This window comes from Virgibacillus sp. Bac330 (assembly GCF_003667845.1).
Taxonomy (GTDB): Bacteria; Bacillota; Bacilli; order Bacillales; family Amphibacillaceae; genus Virgibacillus; species Virgibacillus chiguensis.
In genome coordinates this window covers 1,541,089-1,556,667 of the sequence record NZ_CP033048.1, presented here as the reverse complement: position 1 = coordinate 1,556,667, position 15,579 = coordinate 1,541,089, and the positions used below count along the sequence as shown (strand labels likewise).

Below are 15,579 nucleotides of genomic sequence, written 5' to 3'. Positions count from 1 at the left end.
CTTCGTTTTTTCTTCTTGTACAGGAAAATATTCATGATGTTCTTGTGGGGAACGAAATAATCAAATAATGGTCCAGTTCTTCGCTCACTTTATCTCCATTCATTCATCCCATTCTCCATGTCGCTAAACCGATCTTACGCATTTGTTCAAACATACTTATTAGTTTAAGTTATAATTTTCCCCTTTAATCAAATATAAAATACTTTCGCCGATATTGGTTATATGATCACCAAATCGCTCTAAATATCTGGAGCATAGAGATATTTGCATAATGTATTGGATCTTATCTGGGTTTGTTGCCGTCTCGCCTAATAATTCACTTAAAATAAGCTTATTTTCTTTATCTACAGCGTCATCCATTTCTGCTAATTGTCCAGCGAGTTTACCATCTTCTTCTGTAAAAGCTGTTATGGCTGTGTGTAGCATGTTCACTAATGTATCTTGCATCGCTTTTAAACGGGTTGGAATAGGTACTTCCCTACTTTCTCCTAACCTAATTGTAGACCTCGCAATATTTCTTGCATTATCTGCCATCCGCTCTAAATCAGCGACAATTTTAATGGCTGTTATTAAACGACGCAAATCTGTTGCAACGGGGTTTTGTTTAGCTATTAACAGCACTACTTTATCATTAATTTCTAAGTCTTTTTTATCAATTACTTTATCGCCTTCAATAACTTGTTCAGCCAAGCCAATATCTTGATTGAATAACGCCCTAACAGCATTATCCAATGCTTTCTCGGTTAAATTAGCTAATTCAACAATTTCTTGATCTATTTCTCTCAGTTCTTTGTCAAACTGCCCTCTCGTCTGCATACAATACCTCCTTTTTATTCACGTGCTACCATCATAGCAAAACAGTATGTACTTAATATTGACGCACCGTTAATTTTTTGTAAATTTTAAGTTAATACGTTCCCTTCACCAATCGTTCCATATAAAATGAATTTATAATTGGCGGGCGTATTCTTCATCCCCCCTGATTGTTAGTAGCCCAAGGGTAATAACTAGGGTCCTCTGAACGAATTGGGATTTAAGTGCTGTTATCTTCCAAATTGTTCAGACCACATCTCTTATTCATAAAATGGAAGAATCTAACAGAACTTTATATTCGAGATAAAATACCTTTGCACAAGTAGATAACGCCAGTCTACTAAATACGAGCCTTTTTTAGCTCACAAAAAAACGTACAGAAATATATCTGTACGTTTTTTTCTATTCATCTTCTTGTTCTTTGTCATCATTGTTGTTACCTTTTTGCGCATTAAAATATGCATCCATTATTTTAAAGCCAATTTCATAGTTAATTCGATAATCGTTTCCTAGTCCTACATTCGGAACCATTACCGCAAAAGCAATTTCTGGATCATCATAAGGTGCATAACCTATTAAGGAAAGGTTCTCTGTTTCAGCAACCAACTCACCATCTTCATAGATCTCATTTTGTGCTGTACCTGATTTCCCTGCCGGTTTATAATCCTTGGTCCCCCCCATCGCCACCGTTCCACCACCTTGGAAAGCTTGACGAAATCCTTCTTGTACACGTTCAATGTAGGACTGTTTCATTTCAATTTGGTTTAATACTTTTGTATTTTCGCTACGATATACGCTGCCTAATTGCTTACCTGATCTACTCGGCTCACGTATTTCCTTTAAGAAATGTGGTTTGGTCCGGTAGCCGTTATTAGCAATTGTGGAGACATATTGCGCTAGCTGCATCGTTGTATACGTATCATACTGCCCAATAGCCTGGTCCATTAAAAGACCTGCACTAGATATTCCAGGGCCCTCATATCCGATACTTTCATACGGGAAATCAATACCCGTGCTGACCCCTAGTCCAAACTGTTGAAAGTAATTGCGCATTTCTTGCCAAGCTGCTGGGTCAAACGAAGCCTTTGAATTGTTAGGGAATGGGTATCGATTTTCGCCTCCCATTTTTAACGCAATGTAAAACATATACACGTTGGATGATTTTTTCAACGCATCGATATCATTAACTGAACCTAACCTTTTATAAGACCCCTTTTGTGGTGTCCCTTTAATTTTTAACGGTGAATCATTAAAACGCTGTCCTGGAGATATGACACCTGACTCTAAACCAGCTAGTACTGTCGCTCCTTTTACAACTGATCCTGGACGGTGTGCATCATAAAGTGTTTTAATCGTTGCATCCTTATAGTCATTACCATCTCTTGTTTGACCGCTTATAGCCAATATTTCCCCCGTTTTAGGGTTCATCGCTACTGCTAGCGCATCTTTTAAATACCTGTTCTCATAAGGATGTTTTTGAACTGCAGTTTTCAACTCTTCTCGTACAATTTTATCGACTTTTTCTTGAAAATCGATATCCATAGTTAACACTAGATCTTTTCCACGTCTACCTTCCACTACGGTATTGCTATCCACTACATCCCCAGACTTTGTGGTTGTATATTGAATTTGTTCTTTACGACCACGAAGTACATCTTCATAATATTCTTCTAAACCGCTTTTACCTACACGATCATTCCTGCTGTATCCTTTCGTTAGAAAGTTCTCTTTTTTATCCGCAGGTATCCCTTGTTCTTGCGATGTTATCGATCCAAGCAAACTTCTCATTGTATCATTAAATGGGTAGTCTCTATTCCAATCTGTAGTCGCATTAATACCAGGAAGTTCCGCTAAATGCTCAGAAACTTGAGCATATTCTTCCGCAGTGACATCTTCGTTTTTTACAATTTGCGGCGTTAGTGAATAAGCTTTATCTAACTCCGTTTTAATTGCAATTACTTCTAATTCTTGTTTAGAAAAACCGGATATTTCCTCTTCTGTAATTCTGTCTAAAATAGTGTTGTATTGTTCCGCGTTGTCTAATTCAGCAGCTTCTTCTTTTTTTAAACGTTTATCTGCCGCTTTTTTATTTTTTAAGTACCAGTATTCCTTTTTATTGCGCTCTGTTACACCATCACTATCCATAGAAATGTACTTAGCAAGATCTTCTGCTACTTCTAAGCGATCTTCCGCTTGTACACCTTTGGGCGGGGTGTACGTAATGGAATAGAGTGGTTTATTATCGACAATGACTTGATGGTTGCTATCATAAATCTTTCCCCTAGGGACAGGAACCTTCGTTGTATCTTTTACCGTACGCTCAATTTCTTCTTGAAATTCCTCTCCGTTTAATATTTGCACAACTCCCAACTGCAATATTAGCCCTGCAAACATTAGAAAGACGATAAAAAACAATAAGTTTATACGAAAGGGAAGTTGCGCTTTTTTCTTCTTTTTGTTCATTGTTTCTCCCCCAAAATGTACGTGTTTATTAAGCAATATTCATTATATCATTTTCATGCCATATATTTCACCTATTTTTTAATTTTTAAAGTCACTCATTCAATATTAGAAAACTTGCCTTATTCAGCAAACGTGGTGACAGTGAGAAAAATACTTTTTCAGTACAATTCAATTCACTAACGATTTTTTTCATTTGTAAACTGATCTTTTATAAAAACTTGTTTTTCCATATTACTTTCCAAGTAAATTTTTTTCACAAACAAATAAATAAAAATATGCCCAGCACCAAAAAGAGCCAATAAATATGGAATAATTATTTCAGCTTTTAAAAGGGTTATCGCTAGTAAAAAAACAGAAATGGATGTCACCCGACCAATATTCACGAATAACTCACGTACAACAATGTATTCTACACGATATTCCTTCGCCTTCCAAGCTTTCCCAATAACATCATATGTTAAGGAAACATATGGAATCATAATAATAGGATAGGCAATCCCGATAAATACAGCATAAATTAATAATTGTGCGTAGCTAATGTCAAAAATAATTAAAGCGATGGCAAAGTATAAGATTAGACTGCCAAGTAAGATTGATTTTTTACGCATAGAGGGCTTAATAAATTTTGTTCCAATAAAATAAAATACGAGTGAAAGACCAGAGAAAACTAAATTAAACATCCCTAATGCAAACTCACTTTGGGTAATTAAAAACACCCAAATCGCAATAATAAACGCAAATATTCCTTCGCGAAGCCCTTGAAAGATGTGGGCATTTTGAATTCTTTTCCAGTTTTTGTTATGATAACGCTCGCTTAAGACACGGCGAAAATAAAAATCGCCTTCTGCTTTTCGCGGCTTTAAAAAAAAACTAATGACTACAGCGCAAATGAACATGATAAAAGACATAGTAAATATAATGGTATAGCCAATATTTGCTTCCATTCTAGCGATAATAAAACCTGCTAACAAAGGACCTACCATACCACTAAATGATTGTAATACTCCTAAAAAACCATTAAAAAAATCTCTTGTATCTGGTTCAGTAATTTCAAAAGTCAATACATTAAATGCTAACCAATAGAACCCATACCCTATACCGAGTAAACCACCTAAAAGAAAGTTAAAATAGGAAGCTTTATCACCTATCAAAAGAACATTTAAAAAGAATAAAGATAAAAAAATCACTCCTAGCCGTAACACAATTACTCTGTCTACTTTTTTAGCCAATCTCCCCGCAATAATAAAAGTAATTGGTTGAAAAATGTAAATAGCTAAATTATATACAGCGATTGTTACATAATCTCCCGACTGCTTCCATAGGTAAATGTTTACAAACGTATTGGACAAAAATAGCCCTAATGAATATAAACCGCCAATAACAAGCAAAAAGATAAAATCTTTATTCATATTTGTATTACCAGGATAAAAGAAGCGGCTTTTCTGCATGTCTGATTCCCCTTTTTATTCTTACTACTAGTTTGAGCAAATAAGGGACAGATATACAAATACCCATGGATTACAAAAATAGCAGCCTAACAAGCAAAATAGAAGTATTATTCCAATGGAAAGATTTCGTTGACGTAAACGTGGTTCATTATAATGTGATTTTACTACGGTCGTTAACGGTGGTTATAAGGTCTCCTCCCCCATTTTTTAAATAGCTCATGCCATAGGCTAAATGTCTGTAAGTGCAATTAGAAAAATGTGGCTTTCGTCAAGTCTTATGACGAAAGCTGCTATAGACCTTTAAACTCTTATGCTTTCCTATAGCGATACAAAAGCTAGTTTCCCATTTGGCAACGTAGCGAATGGAACGAGGTAACGGAGATAAAGGAATTACGACGAGGTGACAACATGACCGATGATAACTTATCGCTGGGCTGACAATTCGGTTATTGCGTTTCTACTAGAAACTCATCATGAAAAAAAGCATGTGAATTCACACATGCTTTTTTTACCTATTTTTACTTTGCTTCGTTATAGTTTTTAGCTACTTCATCCCAATTAACAACATTCCAAATGGATGAAAGATATTCAGGGCGTCTGTTTTGATATTTTAGGTAATATGCATGTTCCCAAACATCTACACCAAAAATTGGCATTTTACCTTCCATTAATGGAGAGTCTTGGTTCGGAGTACTCATAATTTCAAGGTTTCCGTTATGGAGGACTAACCAAGCCCAGCCTGATCCAAAGCGGCCAGCTGCCGCGCTCTCAAATTGCTCTTTGAACTTGTCAAAGCTACCAAACGTTTCATCTATTTTTGTAGCAAGTTCACCAGTCGGTTCGCCGCCACCGTTTGGTGAAAGAACCTTCCAGAAAAGACTGTGGTTAGCATGTCCACCACCATTATTTCTAACTGCTGTACGAATACTTTCTGGTACAGCATCTAAATCGCTAATCAAAACTTGTAATGATTTGTTTTGAAGCTCAGCATGTCCTTCCAAAGCACTATTTAATTTAGTAACATACGTGTTATGGTGCTTCGTATGGTGAATGTTCATAGTCTCCTTGTCAATTGTAGGCTCGAGTGCGTCATAAGCATATGGTAGTTCAGGTAATTCAAATGTAGCCATTAATACTTCCTCCTCATATCCATTTTGTTTTAAAAGGATCGAATATTCACCCTTTAATTCAAAGGGTATCAAAGCTTTCAAGTAGTTGCAAATTATATGCATTTATTTACCATATGTACATTATAAGAAAAACTTGATATGCCTATATTAATAAAAAAATCTTTTCTATCGTAAAAAAATAAAACAAAAAAACAAGCCAGTGCTTGTTCAAAGATGGTGGCTCGGGACGGAATCGAACCGCCGACACAGGGATTTTCAGTCCCTTGCTCTACCGACTGAGCTACCGAGCCAACATATTAAATTGTTTTGCTTGCCTATTGGTTATGTATGGAGGAGGTAGAGGGATTCGAACCCCCGCGGGCTGTTACACCCCTGTCGGTTTTCAAGACCGATCCCTTCAGCCAGACTTGGGTATACCTCCAAACCAGTAAATAATGGTGGACCCTGCAGGACTCGAACCTGCGACCGATCGGTTATGAGCCGATAGCTCTAACCAACTGAGCTAAGGGTCCTTTTCTTTCATTATGGGGCGACCGGTGGGGATCGAACCCACGTATGCCGGAGCCACAATCCGGTGCGTTTACCACTTCGCCACGACCGCCGTACGTATTTAAATAAAAGTGGCGGCGGAGGGGATCGAACCCCCGACCTCACGGGTATGAACCGTACGCTCTCGCCAGCTGAGCTACACCGCCAAATTGGCTCCACAGGTAGGATTCGAACCTACGACCGATCGGTTAACAGCCGATTGCTCTACCACTGAGCTACTGTGGAACAGAAAGGCTATAACGTTGTTACTTATTATAGCGACAAGATATAATTTACCACTTTCGACAAGTTTTGTCAATCTTTTTTTTAAGTTTTTTTTATTTCTTTTAAAAACGATGTATATGTAATAATCACATCTCTTAAAACGACAATATTAACTATAGCATTATTTGGATATAAATGCAATACTAAAACCAAAGTTCAAATATTCTATTTTTATGTGTTGAAGTATATACCCTATGGATGAATATACGACATAAAAAGCACTGCCCCCCCTCACTTCAGAAAGTTCGGTGCCTCTGTTTTTGACCAAATGCCAGACAATAAGTATTCATCATTTAAAAATCTTTAAATCACAACATCAGCAATATTAAAACCATGGATGCACATAAGCCTCGATCTTAACTAAGATCAAGGCTGTTTAAAAAAGCTATTCTCCTAAAACGTCTTCTGCGATATTAACTGCATGATCCCCAATTCGTTCTAAATTACTAAGGATATCTACAAACACAATACCACCAGAACCGCTACAGGTACCTTCATTCATACGTATAATATGGCGTTTGCGGAAATTCCTTTCCATCTTATCTATTTGATCTTCTTTTTGTATTACAGAAAGGGCTTCTTCTCGATTCATATTTTCCAACGATTCAACCGCCTGTTTTACGGTAGATATAGTTAATTCAAACATTTCATTTAAATCTTCTTTTGCACCATCTGTTAGGTGTACTTTATTGGAAATTTTATAGTCAATAAGTTCAACAATGTTTTCAAAATGATCGCCAATTCGTTCCACATCTCGTACGGAATCCAATAATGTTGAATGTTTAGCACTTTCCAACTCTGAGAGCGATTCTTTCGACAAACTTATCAAATAATTTGTTATTTTTCGATCTAAATTATTAAGGGCGCCTTCAATTTGCATCGCCATTTCAGCATGTTTTATTAAATGTGTATTTAAATATTTATTGGTTTCTTCCAAACCTTTATAAGCATACTCCCCCATGCGCACAAGCTCTGATTTTGCTTGATCTAATGCTAATGAAGAAGATTGCTGTATAAAAATGGGATCCAAATGTTGCGGTTTATATTCAATAATCGAGTCTTCTCCTGGAACGATTTTTGTCACTAACCAAGCCAAAGCACCAATAAATGGAAATTGAATGATGGTATTCGTTATATTAAAACTTCCATGGGCAAACGCTATGGTCATTTCTGGACTTAGTGCAAATTGATCCTGTAAAAAACTAGCAAAGACTGTAAATAAATCAAGAATGATTAGAAATACGGACGCTCCAATAAGGTTAAAAATAACATGCGTTAACGCAGCACGCTTTGCTGCAACTGTTGCTCCTAGTGAAGCTAAGATAGCAGTAATTGTTGTGCCTAAATTATCTCCAAACAATACAGGAATCGCAGCTTTTAAATCCATAGCTCCTTCAGAAAATAATCCTTGTAATATTCCAATTGTTGCACTAGAGCTTTGGACAATTAAAGTAAATACAGTACCAATAACAACTCCTAGAATCGGGGTATCACTCATGCTTAATGTTAATTCTTGAAAAGCTTCTAAGCTACGTAAAGGTTTCATTCCATTACTCATTAACTCTAAACCAAAGAACAAAGCACCAAAGCCGAACACAGCTTGTCCAACCGCATTTGTTTTTTGGTTTTTAAAGAAAAATATCAGGAAACAACCCACAGCAATAATTGGTAAAGCATAGGCTCCTATGTCAATTCCAATAATGAAGGCCGTCACCGTAGTACCAATATTGGCACCCATTATGACGCCAATAGCTTGTCTTAACGTCATAAAGCCAGCATTTACAAGACCTACCGTTAAGACGGTTGTGCCCGAGCTACTCTGTATTAAAATAGTAACGATAATTCCAGCGAGTACACCCATAAACGGATTGCTAGTGAATTTATCTAAAATATCTCGCAATCGATCACCAGCTGATTTTTGAAGCCCTTCTCCCATATATTTAATACCTAAAAGGAAAATACCTAGCCCACCGATAAATTCAAATATAAGTTTTTGAATATCAATTTCCAAAATCTATACCTACCCTTCCATCTTGTTGAATCTTGTCGCACCATAACAATATTAATTATATATAAAGCTTTTGTAAAGGTGTTATAAGTATTCTTAACAGTAAATTTACAATTAGGGCTAACCACTGCTTTTTCAACATGTATATTAGATAAATTAGCATACTTAAAAACTTGGGTTTAATGGGAAAATTTGTAGAAATATAACGAGCTTTGGTTATTGAAGATATCATATTCAATGGACTTAAATGTTAAATGATATAGATGGAAAAATATATGGTTGAAGTTAACGGTTATTTTAATTATTAATGGAGATCCAGCGCCCTTAGGCACTATAGGTAGGTATAAGATATTTGGATTTATAGTGTAAGAAAAACAATGGATGTCGCCAAAAGACTTGGCGACAAGCCAAGTCTTTCTAATACAAAAGTACTATGAATTAATTTATTTTTTCTACTAGTATACGGGTACCATCAACTTGAACAACTTTAATAGCTGTGTCTTTTTCGATCCATTGCCCGTTTGATATCGCACTGTAATCTTTACGATGAATTCGAATTGTACCAACAGGACGTAAATCAGTAAGTGTAATGCCTTCTTCACCTACCAATCGCTCGTATGTTTCATTCATGGAATTATAGCCGGCTTCCTTTGTTAATTGGTCTTTTAACGTGATTTTGTTCCACATTTCTCTACGTTTAAAAACTTTTAAGAATAAAAGCGACGACCCACCACCTAGCAATACTCCTAATACAGCATATAACCCTGATGTTAAACTTGGTGCAGGAAGCGCAACAGCTGTAAGCATACTCGCTAAACCAATTGTTGCAAGTGTCCCATCATTTAATAGTTTCCCATCGATAATAATAAGTAATAATCCAACAAAGTAAATAATAAGCATAATAATAATCGAACTTGTTTCAACATATGCTCCAAAATATACAGTAATAAACCCTATCCCTAATAGGCCGAACAGTCCTCGCATATTAACTAACACTTCACCAATAAGGAATAAAGTAGCAAAACCAGTAATGAGAATTCCAATCCATTCCATCTCGAATACAGTCAAAAACGTATCCTCCTCTCCAGTACTCATATAAGTATACGTTTGGGAGTAAATAATGGTTTCATGATAAGGAGTTCATACGATGGATTTTTCCAAAAAACTATTTTCCTTATTTATTTGTATAATGGCTGTATACATTATATATCAGGATATCACACAAGAAAGCCCCCATTCTAGAAAAGAGCTTGATGAAAAGCATAGTGATATGATTTCTACAACGATGTTTCATGTCGTCCCAGTTAAGGTGCAAGCAAATGATACGGTGCTTTCTATTGTCGAACAAATCAATCCTTATTCACAAAATGAGTTGAATGTTAAGCGTATTTTAAACGATTTTAAATTAAGTAATCCTAACACGGACCCTTTTTCCCTTACCCCAGGTAAAATATATTATTTCCCAAAATATAGTGAAACATTATTAGATAATGGTTAATCAGTACTTTACATAGATGAAAGGAAGGGGAGCACCCTTCCTTTTAAACAAATGGCAAAATGAATAAAGTGATAAGAATGGAAACTGCGCCAGCTGCAATAGCAATATTTCCTAATGCGTCAGCTCCTCTACTTCTTGACATGAATCCAAGAACAATGCCAGCTACACCAAAGATAATTGGCCAGATAAAGAAAGAAATAATGGATAAAGCAATACCTACCCATCCAAAGGTAGTATTTTCATCCATATCTCCAGTTATTTCTGTATCAGCATCATCTACAGTCATCTCAGCAGCAAATTCCTCATCTCTTGAGCTATCTGGTTCTATACCAACAAAATCTTGGTTTTTACGCTGCTCACCATAATTTGGGGGTTCTTCAACATCCTTCATTCCTCGATTCGGATATTGATCCATTGCATCAGACCTCCTTTTTGTACATTTGAGGTACACGCTTAGCTTATGATTTTTCAGTAATTTTACAGATGTTATTAACTGGAAACATGTGACGAAAAAAATTTGCATGGACGAGTTGAATTTGAAAGAGGTAAAACATATAGTACGGTAGGACATATTGAAAAGGGAGATAGTAGAATGGCAAATTTTATTAAAGATATGGTTCAAAAAAAATTAAAACAATTATCTACTCAAGAATTAATTCATTATGGAAAACAATACGGATTTACACTAAAGCAACAAGAAGCCGAACAGATAACGGCATACTTAAAGCAACATCCTGTAGATCCATTTGATGCAGAAGGACGAAAACAAATGTTTCAACAACTAGCACGCATCACTGACCCCGCAACAGCAAAAAAAGCACAAAAATTATTCAATGAATTAATTCACTCTTATGGATTAGGTTACTTGTTTGAATAGCATCGAAGTTTTGGTTGAAAGTGACAAGGATATAAAAGCAACGTACAAATTCCCTGTAACAATTCTAAAGTCCTGTAGCAAGCAAACGCTATTTCCAGCAACACAGCACATTAAAACCTTTGCTGCACAGGACTATTTGTAATAAAGTTTAGTTCCTAAGCAAGGATAAGAAAATCTAATTAAACTGCACAAATTAGGAATGAGCGCTATTCTTAGAAGCTAACTTGTTTTTCTCTTTTTTTACACTATAAAAAGGTATACCATTTTAAGCTTATCGTCTGATCAAAAGGAAGAATTTTTTTGCCATGGCGACTTGGTGATAAGCTAAGTCTTTCTAAAACTGCTAACCATCAAAGGAGGTAAAAGAGCTCCTCACTAGTACAAGATATATGTCATTGTGCGATAATTTTTTCTTTTAGTTTACTGTCAAATTGATTGGATTTGATCATTTCTATCTCCAAACGATATGGAGGCTTTTTATTTTTTTTGTCTTCTCCTACATACGGTGTCTCTAAAATTTTAGGCAAATCCATCAATTGCGGATGATGAATAATAGATGATAAAGCATCAAAACCAATATAGCCAAAACCAATATTCTCATGCCGATCTTTATGTGCTCCCACTTCATTTTTACTATCATTTATATGCATAACTTTTATACGGTTGACTCCAATTATTTTATCAAATTGATGTAATACGCCATCAAAATCATTTACGATGTCATATCCAGCATCATGTACGTGACACGTATCAAAGCAGACAGATAGTTTTTCATTATGAGTTACTCCATCGATAATTTGAGCTAATTCATCAAAACTTCTTCCTATTTCAGATCCCTTACCCGCCATTGTTTCAAGAGCTATTTGTACATTCTTATCCTTTTCTAGAACTTCATTCAATCCTTTAATTATTTGCTTAATACCTGCATCAGGACCCGCTCCAACATGGGCTCCAGGATGAAGAACAATTTGTCTTGCTCCGATTGCATCTGTTCGATCGATTTCACTTCTTAAAAAATCTACACCTAACTGAAATGTTTGTGGTTTTGTAGAATTGCCTATATTAATAATGTATGGAGCATGAACTACAATCTCTTCTATACCATGCTCTTTCATATGAGCCTTCCCAGCTTCAATATTCAATTCTTCAATTGGTTTCCTTCGCGTATTTTGCGGCGCGCCGGTATAAATCATAAATGTATTAGCCCCATAAGAAACCGCTTCTTCTGAAGAGCCTTGCAACATTTTCTTTCCGCTCATGGACACATGTGACCCTATTTTCAACATGACATTCACCTCTCCAAATGAAATCTATTTCTTTTTATACTTGGTTTTAGATAACCGTTTTTTAATCATCTCTTTTTCCCGTTTCATTTTTTTCTTATATCCAGGCTTTACTTTATGCGCTTTTTTTACCCTTTTCCACGCTTCTTTATCCATATCAGTGCCCTGTTTTGTACGAAGCACACGTTGATTCCAAGGTTTTGCAGACTGCCACTCCCCATTACGAACGTCTACATACATAAAATCTAAACCTTTTTCTTCTAGCTTTTTAATGAGCGGCAAATCATCAGATTGATAAATGCTGATTGCTGTTCCTTCCATACCTGCACGCGCAGTTCTGCCAACACGATGAATATAAAAATCCTCTTCTTTCGGTAGCTGTGCATTAATTACGTGACTAACTCCTTTAATGTCAATGCCACGGGCAGCGAGATCCGTAGCTACAATATATTGGTAGCGTAAGTTTTGAATTTCTTTTAATACACGCTTACGTTCACGAGGAGATAAACCGCCATGAATGAGCCCCACTTCCATCCCCTTCTCTTGTAGAGAGACTGCTAACTCATTCGCTTTTTCTTTTCCATTTGTAAAAATAATCGCTAAATATGGCTGAATAACCTTTGAAATCTCAGCAATAATCGATGCTTCATTTCTATGTTTTAAATAGATTAGTCGATGCTCCATCTTTTCTGGATAAATGTCATCGGAAATTTTTACATGTACTGGCTGTTGCAAATATTTCTTTAAAAAATAAGACAATGGTTGTGGGATTGTTGCGGAAAAAACCAAAATTTGAACCTTAGGATGAGAGCGAACGAGTAACTGATCCACTTCTTGAATAAAACCTAAATCCAACATTAAATCCGCTTCATCGATAACAAAACTATTCGCAGTGTAAATAGATATTGCGTTCTCCTTTATCATATCTAATATTCTTCCAGGTGTTCCAACAACAATTTTAGGAGGTCGCTTTAATTTTTCCATCATTTTCTGTTTATCAGTACCGCCAACCAATAGCTTTGCTGTCCAAATTTCGTTTTTATCCGCATAGCGAGTGATTTGCTTCACTTCATTATATAACTGTGTTGCAAGCTCCCTCGTTGGAGCTGTTATCACAACTTGTACCTGCTGTTTGTTCTCATCGATCGCATTTAGCAACGGCAATAGAAACGCATGCGTTTTGCCTGAACCTGTTTTTGATTGGCCAACTACACTCTTACCCTCTAAAACTGCTGGAATAACCTGTTTTTGAATTGCTGTTGGTTCGTGAAAATCTAAATGTTTAATTACTTGCTCCATAACGGGAGCAAAAGAAAAGTCTTGAAATGTATGATTCATGCATATACTCCTTTCCATTTCTAAATATGATATTATGCATATTGAAATGGATCTGTATTCGTTGTTGATACTATAATTTCAACATTTTCCTCATTAAGGCTAGTTGCCAAGTATTCTTGTACAGAAGCTTTCATCACGCTTTCCGCATAGTGACCGACATCAATTATTGCTAACCCCATTTCCTGAGCGTCTTGTGCTTGATGAAATGTCATGTCGCCTGTTATAAAAACGTCTGCCCCTTTTTTCTTAGCTTGATGAATAAACTTTTCCCCACTTCCGCCAAGAACGGCCACAGTTTTCACTTGCTTATCCATTTTTCCCGTAACGCGTACGCAATCCAATTCTAAATTTGTTTTTACTTGCTCACAGAAATCGGATAATTGCGTAGAATTTATTAGTTCGCCTATCCTGCCAAGACCATATATTTCCCCTTTATTTCTTAATGGATATACATCGTATGCTGGCTCTTCGTATGGATGGGATTGACGAATTGCAGTTAATGCAGAAGATAGCTTGCTTTCTTCCATAATAGATTCTAGTTTCACTTCCTCTACCTTTTCTAATTCGTTCACACTTCCAATATATGGATTTGTTCCGTCTAGCGGCTTAAATGTTCCTTGTCCTTTTGTTTGAAAAGTGCAATGACTGTAATTACCAATATGCCCTACACCAGCATCACTAATCGCATTTCTTACTTCTTCAATATGGGTTTTAGGAACATAAACAACCAGCTTGAGCAATTGTCCTGCTTCTTTCTCAACTAGAACATGTGTATTTTCTATCCCAATTATTTTACATAATACATCGTTAACGCCATTTTGTGCTATATCTAAATTAGTATGTGCTGCATATACGGTAATATCATTGGTCAATAATTTTTGTAAAATACGCCCTATTGATGTGTTTGTATTAATTTTCTGTACAGCTTTAAATAATAAAGGGTGATGAGCAACAATAACATCTACGTTTTTTTCAATTGCCTCATCAACAACTGCTTCTACCACATCTAGCGTAACCATTATTTTACTTACTGATTTGTTGTAACTTCCAACTTGCAAACCAACAGGATCCCAGTCATATGCGAACGTCTTTGGAGCCAGTTGCTCTATAACCTGAAACACATCACGAGTAGTAAGTTCCTGTTTCATTACTTAATACCTCCTTCATCCATCTCCACTCTTTTGTGAATTGCTCTTGCTTCTTTTGGTCTACTTGCTTCGCTTGTTTTAACTGCTGTAACACGTGTTCTAACTTATGAGCTTCTTCGTTCCACTTTTTATAAAATGCATGTGGTTTACTACGCAATAATATGGGACCAAACAATAAATCTTTTTCATCTAATTGTTTATTATCTAGAGTATCTAACCGCTTTGCATGAATAATCTCATAACAATGCCCATTCTCTTCTATTATATCTTCATCAGTAATCGTAAATCCATGATGAACCATCCATTTCCGAACAGCTCTTGCATCTACATTTGGTTGAGCAATAACCTGCTCTACCGAGGCGAGCTTCGTTTTTCCACTCTCCAAAATATCATGAATTAATGAACCTCCCATACCAGCAATCACCAGTTGGTTTACTTCTTCGGCTTCAATAACCTCCAACCCATTACCAAGTCGAACATCAATTTGTTGTTCTAAACCGCATGCCTTTACGGTTTCTACGGCCCTTTGAAATGGACCTACATTTACTTCTCCAGCAACAGCAATTGCTGTTGGATCTTTTTGACAAACATAGCACGGTAAATAAGCATGATCAGATCCAATATCTGCAAATTTAGCTCCTGCAGGCAGAAAAGAAGCTACTAACTTTAGTCGTTTTGAAATCTTAGCCTTCACGTTCTATCCTCCAATTTCCATGTAATACTACAGATTAGAAAACGTAGTCTTTCATATCGTTTTCTT

13 protein-coding genes and 6 tRNA genes are annotated in these 15,579 nt (G+C 36.2%); 2 read left to right on the top strand and 17 right to left on the bottom strand.

The features are described from left to right. Positions 1-159: 159 nt before the first annotated feature. From phoU to D9780_RS07145, 12 genes are all read right to left on the bottom strand, one after another. Positions 160-816: a phosphate signaling complex protein PhoU gene (gene phoU, locus D9780_RS07200; RefSeq protein ID WP_073004422.1), complete on the bottom strand. Its 657-nt coding sequence runs from the start codon at positions 814-816 to the stop codon at positions 160-162. Between the two features lie 399 nt (positions 817-1,215). After that, a complete protein-coding gene (locus tag D9780_RS07195; protein WP_121639736.1) occupies positions 1,216-3,276 on the bottom strand; it encodes a peptidoglycan D,D-transpeptidase FtsI family protein in 2,061 nt (686 codons plus the stop codon). A gap of 176 nt (positions 3,277-3,452) precedes the next feature. After that, complete coding sequence (locus tag D9780_RS07190) at positions 3,453-4,724, bottom strand: MFS transporter (RefSeq protein WP_073004434.1); 1,272 nt, start codon at positions 4,722-4,724, stop codon at positions 3,453-3,455. Positions 4,725-5,242: 518 nt separating this feature from the next. Next, positions 5,243-5,854, bottom strand: a complete 612-nt coding sequence (locus D9780_RS07185; RefSeq protein WP_073004436.1) for a superoxide dismutase — start codon at positions 5,852-5,854, stop codon at positions 5,243-5,245. A 214-nt stretch (positions 5,855-6,068) separates the two neighbouring features. Beyond that, a tRNA-Phe gene (locus tag D9780_RS07180) sits at positions 6,069-6,144 on the bottom strand. A gap of 38 nt (positions 6,145-6,182) precedes the next feature. Then, positions 6,183-6,275, bottom strand: a tRNA-Ser gene (locus D9780_RS07175). 14 nt (positions 6,276-6,289) lie between these two features. Continuing rightward, positions 6,290-6,366: transfer RNA gene (locus D9780_RS07170), tRNA-Ile, on the bottom strand. Positions 6,367-6,379: 13 nt separating this feature from the next. After that, positions 6,380-6,455, bottom strand: a tRNA-His gene (locus tag D9780_RS07165). A gap of 20 nt (positions 6,456-6,475) precedes the next feature. After that, positions 6,476-6,549, bottom strand: a tRNA-Met gene (locus tag D9780_RS07160). A 4-nt stretch (positions 6,550-6,553) separates the two neighbouring features. After that, positions 6,554-6,628 (bottom strand) — tRNA-Asn (locus tag D9780_RS07155). A 424-nt stretch (positions 6,629-7,052) separates the two neighbouring features. Next, positions 7,053-8,678: a Na/Pi cotransporter family protein gene (locus tag D9780_RS07150; protein ID WP_116277528.1), complete on the bottom strand. Its 1,626-nt coding sequence runs from the start codon at positions 8,676-8,678 to the stop codon at positions 7,053-7,055. A gap of 435 nt (positions 8,679-9,113) precedes the next feature. Then, positions 9,114-9,743: an NfeD family protein gene (locus D9780_RS07145; protein ID WP_073004440.1), complete on the bottom strand. Its 630-nt coding sequence runs from the start codon at positions 9,741-9,743 to the stop codon at positions 9,114-9,116. Between the two features lie 79 nt (positions 9,744-9,822). Between D9780_RS07145 and D9780_RS07140 the strand changes: the two genes are divergently transcribed. Beyond that, entirely contained in the window at positions 9,823-10,173 is a 351-nt protein-coding gene (locus D9780_RS07140) for a hypothetical protein (protein ID WP_121639735.1), read from the top strand. A 43-nt stretch (positions 10,174-10,216) separates the two neighbouring features. Here D9780_RS07140 and D9780_RS07135 read toward each other — a convergent pair whose 3' ends face one another. Continuing rightward, the gene (locus D9780_RS07135; RefSeq protein ID WP_073004443.1) at positions 10,217-10,588 is read right to left on the bottom strand and encodes a hypothetical protein; all 372 of its coding nucleotides are present in this window, start codon (positions 10,586-10,588) and stop codon (positions 10,217-10,219) included. A 177-nt stretch (positions 10,589-10,765) separates the two neighbouring features. Here D9780_RS07135 and D9780_RS07130 point away from each other — a divergent pair, with 177 nt between their 5' ends. Beyond that, positions 10,766-11,050 carry a DUF2624 domain-containing protein gene (locus tag D9780_RS07130; RefSeq protein WP_073004445.1) on the top strand — a complete coding sequence of 95 codons (285 nt, stop codon included), beginning with the start codon at positions 10,766-10,768 and terminating at the stop codon, positions 11,048-11,050. A gap of 392 nt (positions 11,051-11,442) precedes the next feature. Here D9780_RS07130 and D9780_RS07125 read toward each other — a convergent pair whose 3' ends face one another. From D9780_RS07125 to D9780_RS07110, 4 genes are read right to left on the bottom strand one after another with little or no spacing between them, the layout of a single operon-like run. Further along, positions 11,443-12,336, bottom strand: a complete 894-nt coding sequence (locus D9780_RS07125; protein WP_121639734.1) for a deoxyribonuclease IV — start codon at positions 12,334-12,336, stop codon at positions 11,443-11,445. Positions 12,337-12,360: 24 nt separating this feature from the next. Next, entirely contained in the window at positions 12,361-13,671 is a 1,311-nt protein-coding gene (locus D9780_RS07120; RefSeq protein WP_121639733.1) for a DEAD/DEAH box helicase, read from the bottom strand. A 32-nt stretch (positions 13,672-13,703) separates the two neighbouring features. After that, positions 13,704-14,819, bottom strand: a complete 1,116-nt coding sequence (locus tag D9780_RS07115; RefSeq protein ID WP_121639732.1) for a Nif3-like dinuclear metal center hexameric protein — start codon at positions 14,817-14,819, stop codon at positions 13,704-13,706. Further along, a complete protein-coding gene (locus D9780_RS07110) occupies positions 14,794-15,513 on the bottom strand; it encodes a tRNA (adenine(22)-N(1))-methyltransferase (RefSeq protein ID WP_121639731.1) in 720 nt (239 codons plus the stop codon). The genes D9780_RS07115 and D9780_RS07110 overlap by 26 nt, the downstream gene beginning before the upstream one ends. Between the last annotated feature and the right edge of the window lie 66 nt (positions 15,514-15,579).

Coding starts and splice junctions, on each gene's coding strand:
- phoU (WP_073004422.1), bottom strand. CDS start 816: ATGCAGACGAGAGGGCAGTTTGACAAAGAACTGAGAGAAATAGATCAA.
- D9780_RS07195 (WP_121639736.1), bottom strand. CDS start 3,276: ATGAACAAAAAGAAGAAAAAAGCGCAACTTCCCTTTCGTATAAACTTA.
- D9780_RS07190 (WP_073004434.1), bottom strand. CDS start 4,724: ATGCAGAAAAGCCGCTTCTTTTATCCTGGTAATACAAATATGAATAAA.
- D9780_RS07185 (WP_073004436.1), bottom strand. CDS start 5,854: ATGGCTACATTTGAATTACCTGAACTACCATATGCTTATGACGCACTC.
- D9780_RS07140 (WP_121639735.1), top strand. CDS start 9,823: ATGGATTTTTCCAAAAAACTATTTTCCTTATTTATTTGTATAATGGCT.
- D9780_RS07135 (WP_073004443.1), bottom strand. CDS start 10,588: ATGGATCAATATCCGAATCGAGGAATGAAGGATGTTGAAGAACCCCCA.
- D9780_RS07130 (WP_073004445.1), top strand. CDS start 10,766: ATGGCAAATTTTATTAAAGATATGGTTCAAAAAAAATTAAAACAATTA.
- D9780_RS07125 (WP_121639734.1), bottom strand. CDS start 12,336: ATGTTGAAAATAGGGTCACATGTGTCCATGAGCGGAAAGAAAATGTTG.
- D9780_RS07120 (WP_121639733.1), bottom strand. CDS start 13,671: ATGAATCATACATTTCAAGACTTTTCTTTTGCTCCCGTTATGGAGCAA.
- D9780_RS07115 (WP_121639732.1), bottom strand. CDS start 14,819: ATGAAACAGGAACTTACTACTCGTGATGTGTTTCAGGTTATAGAGCAA.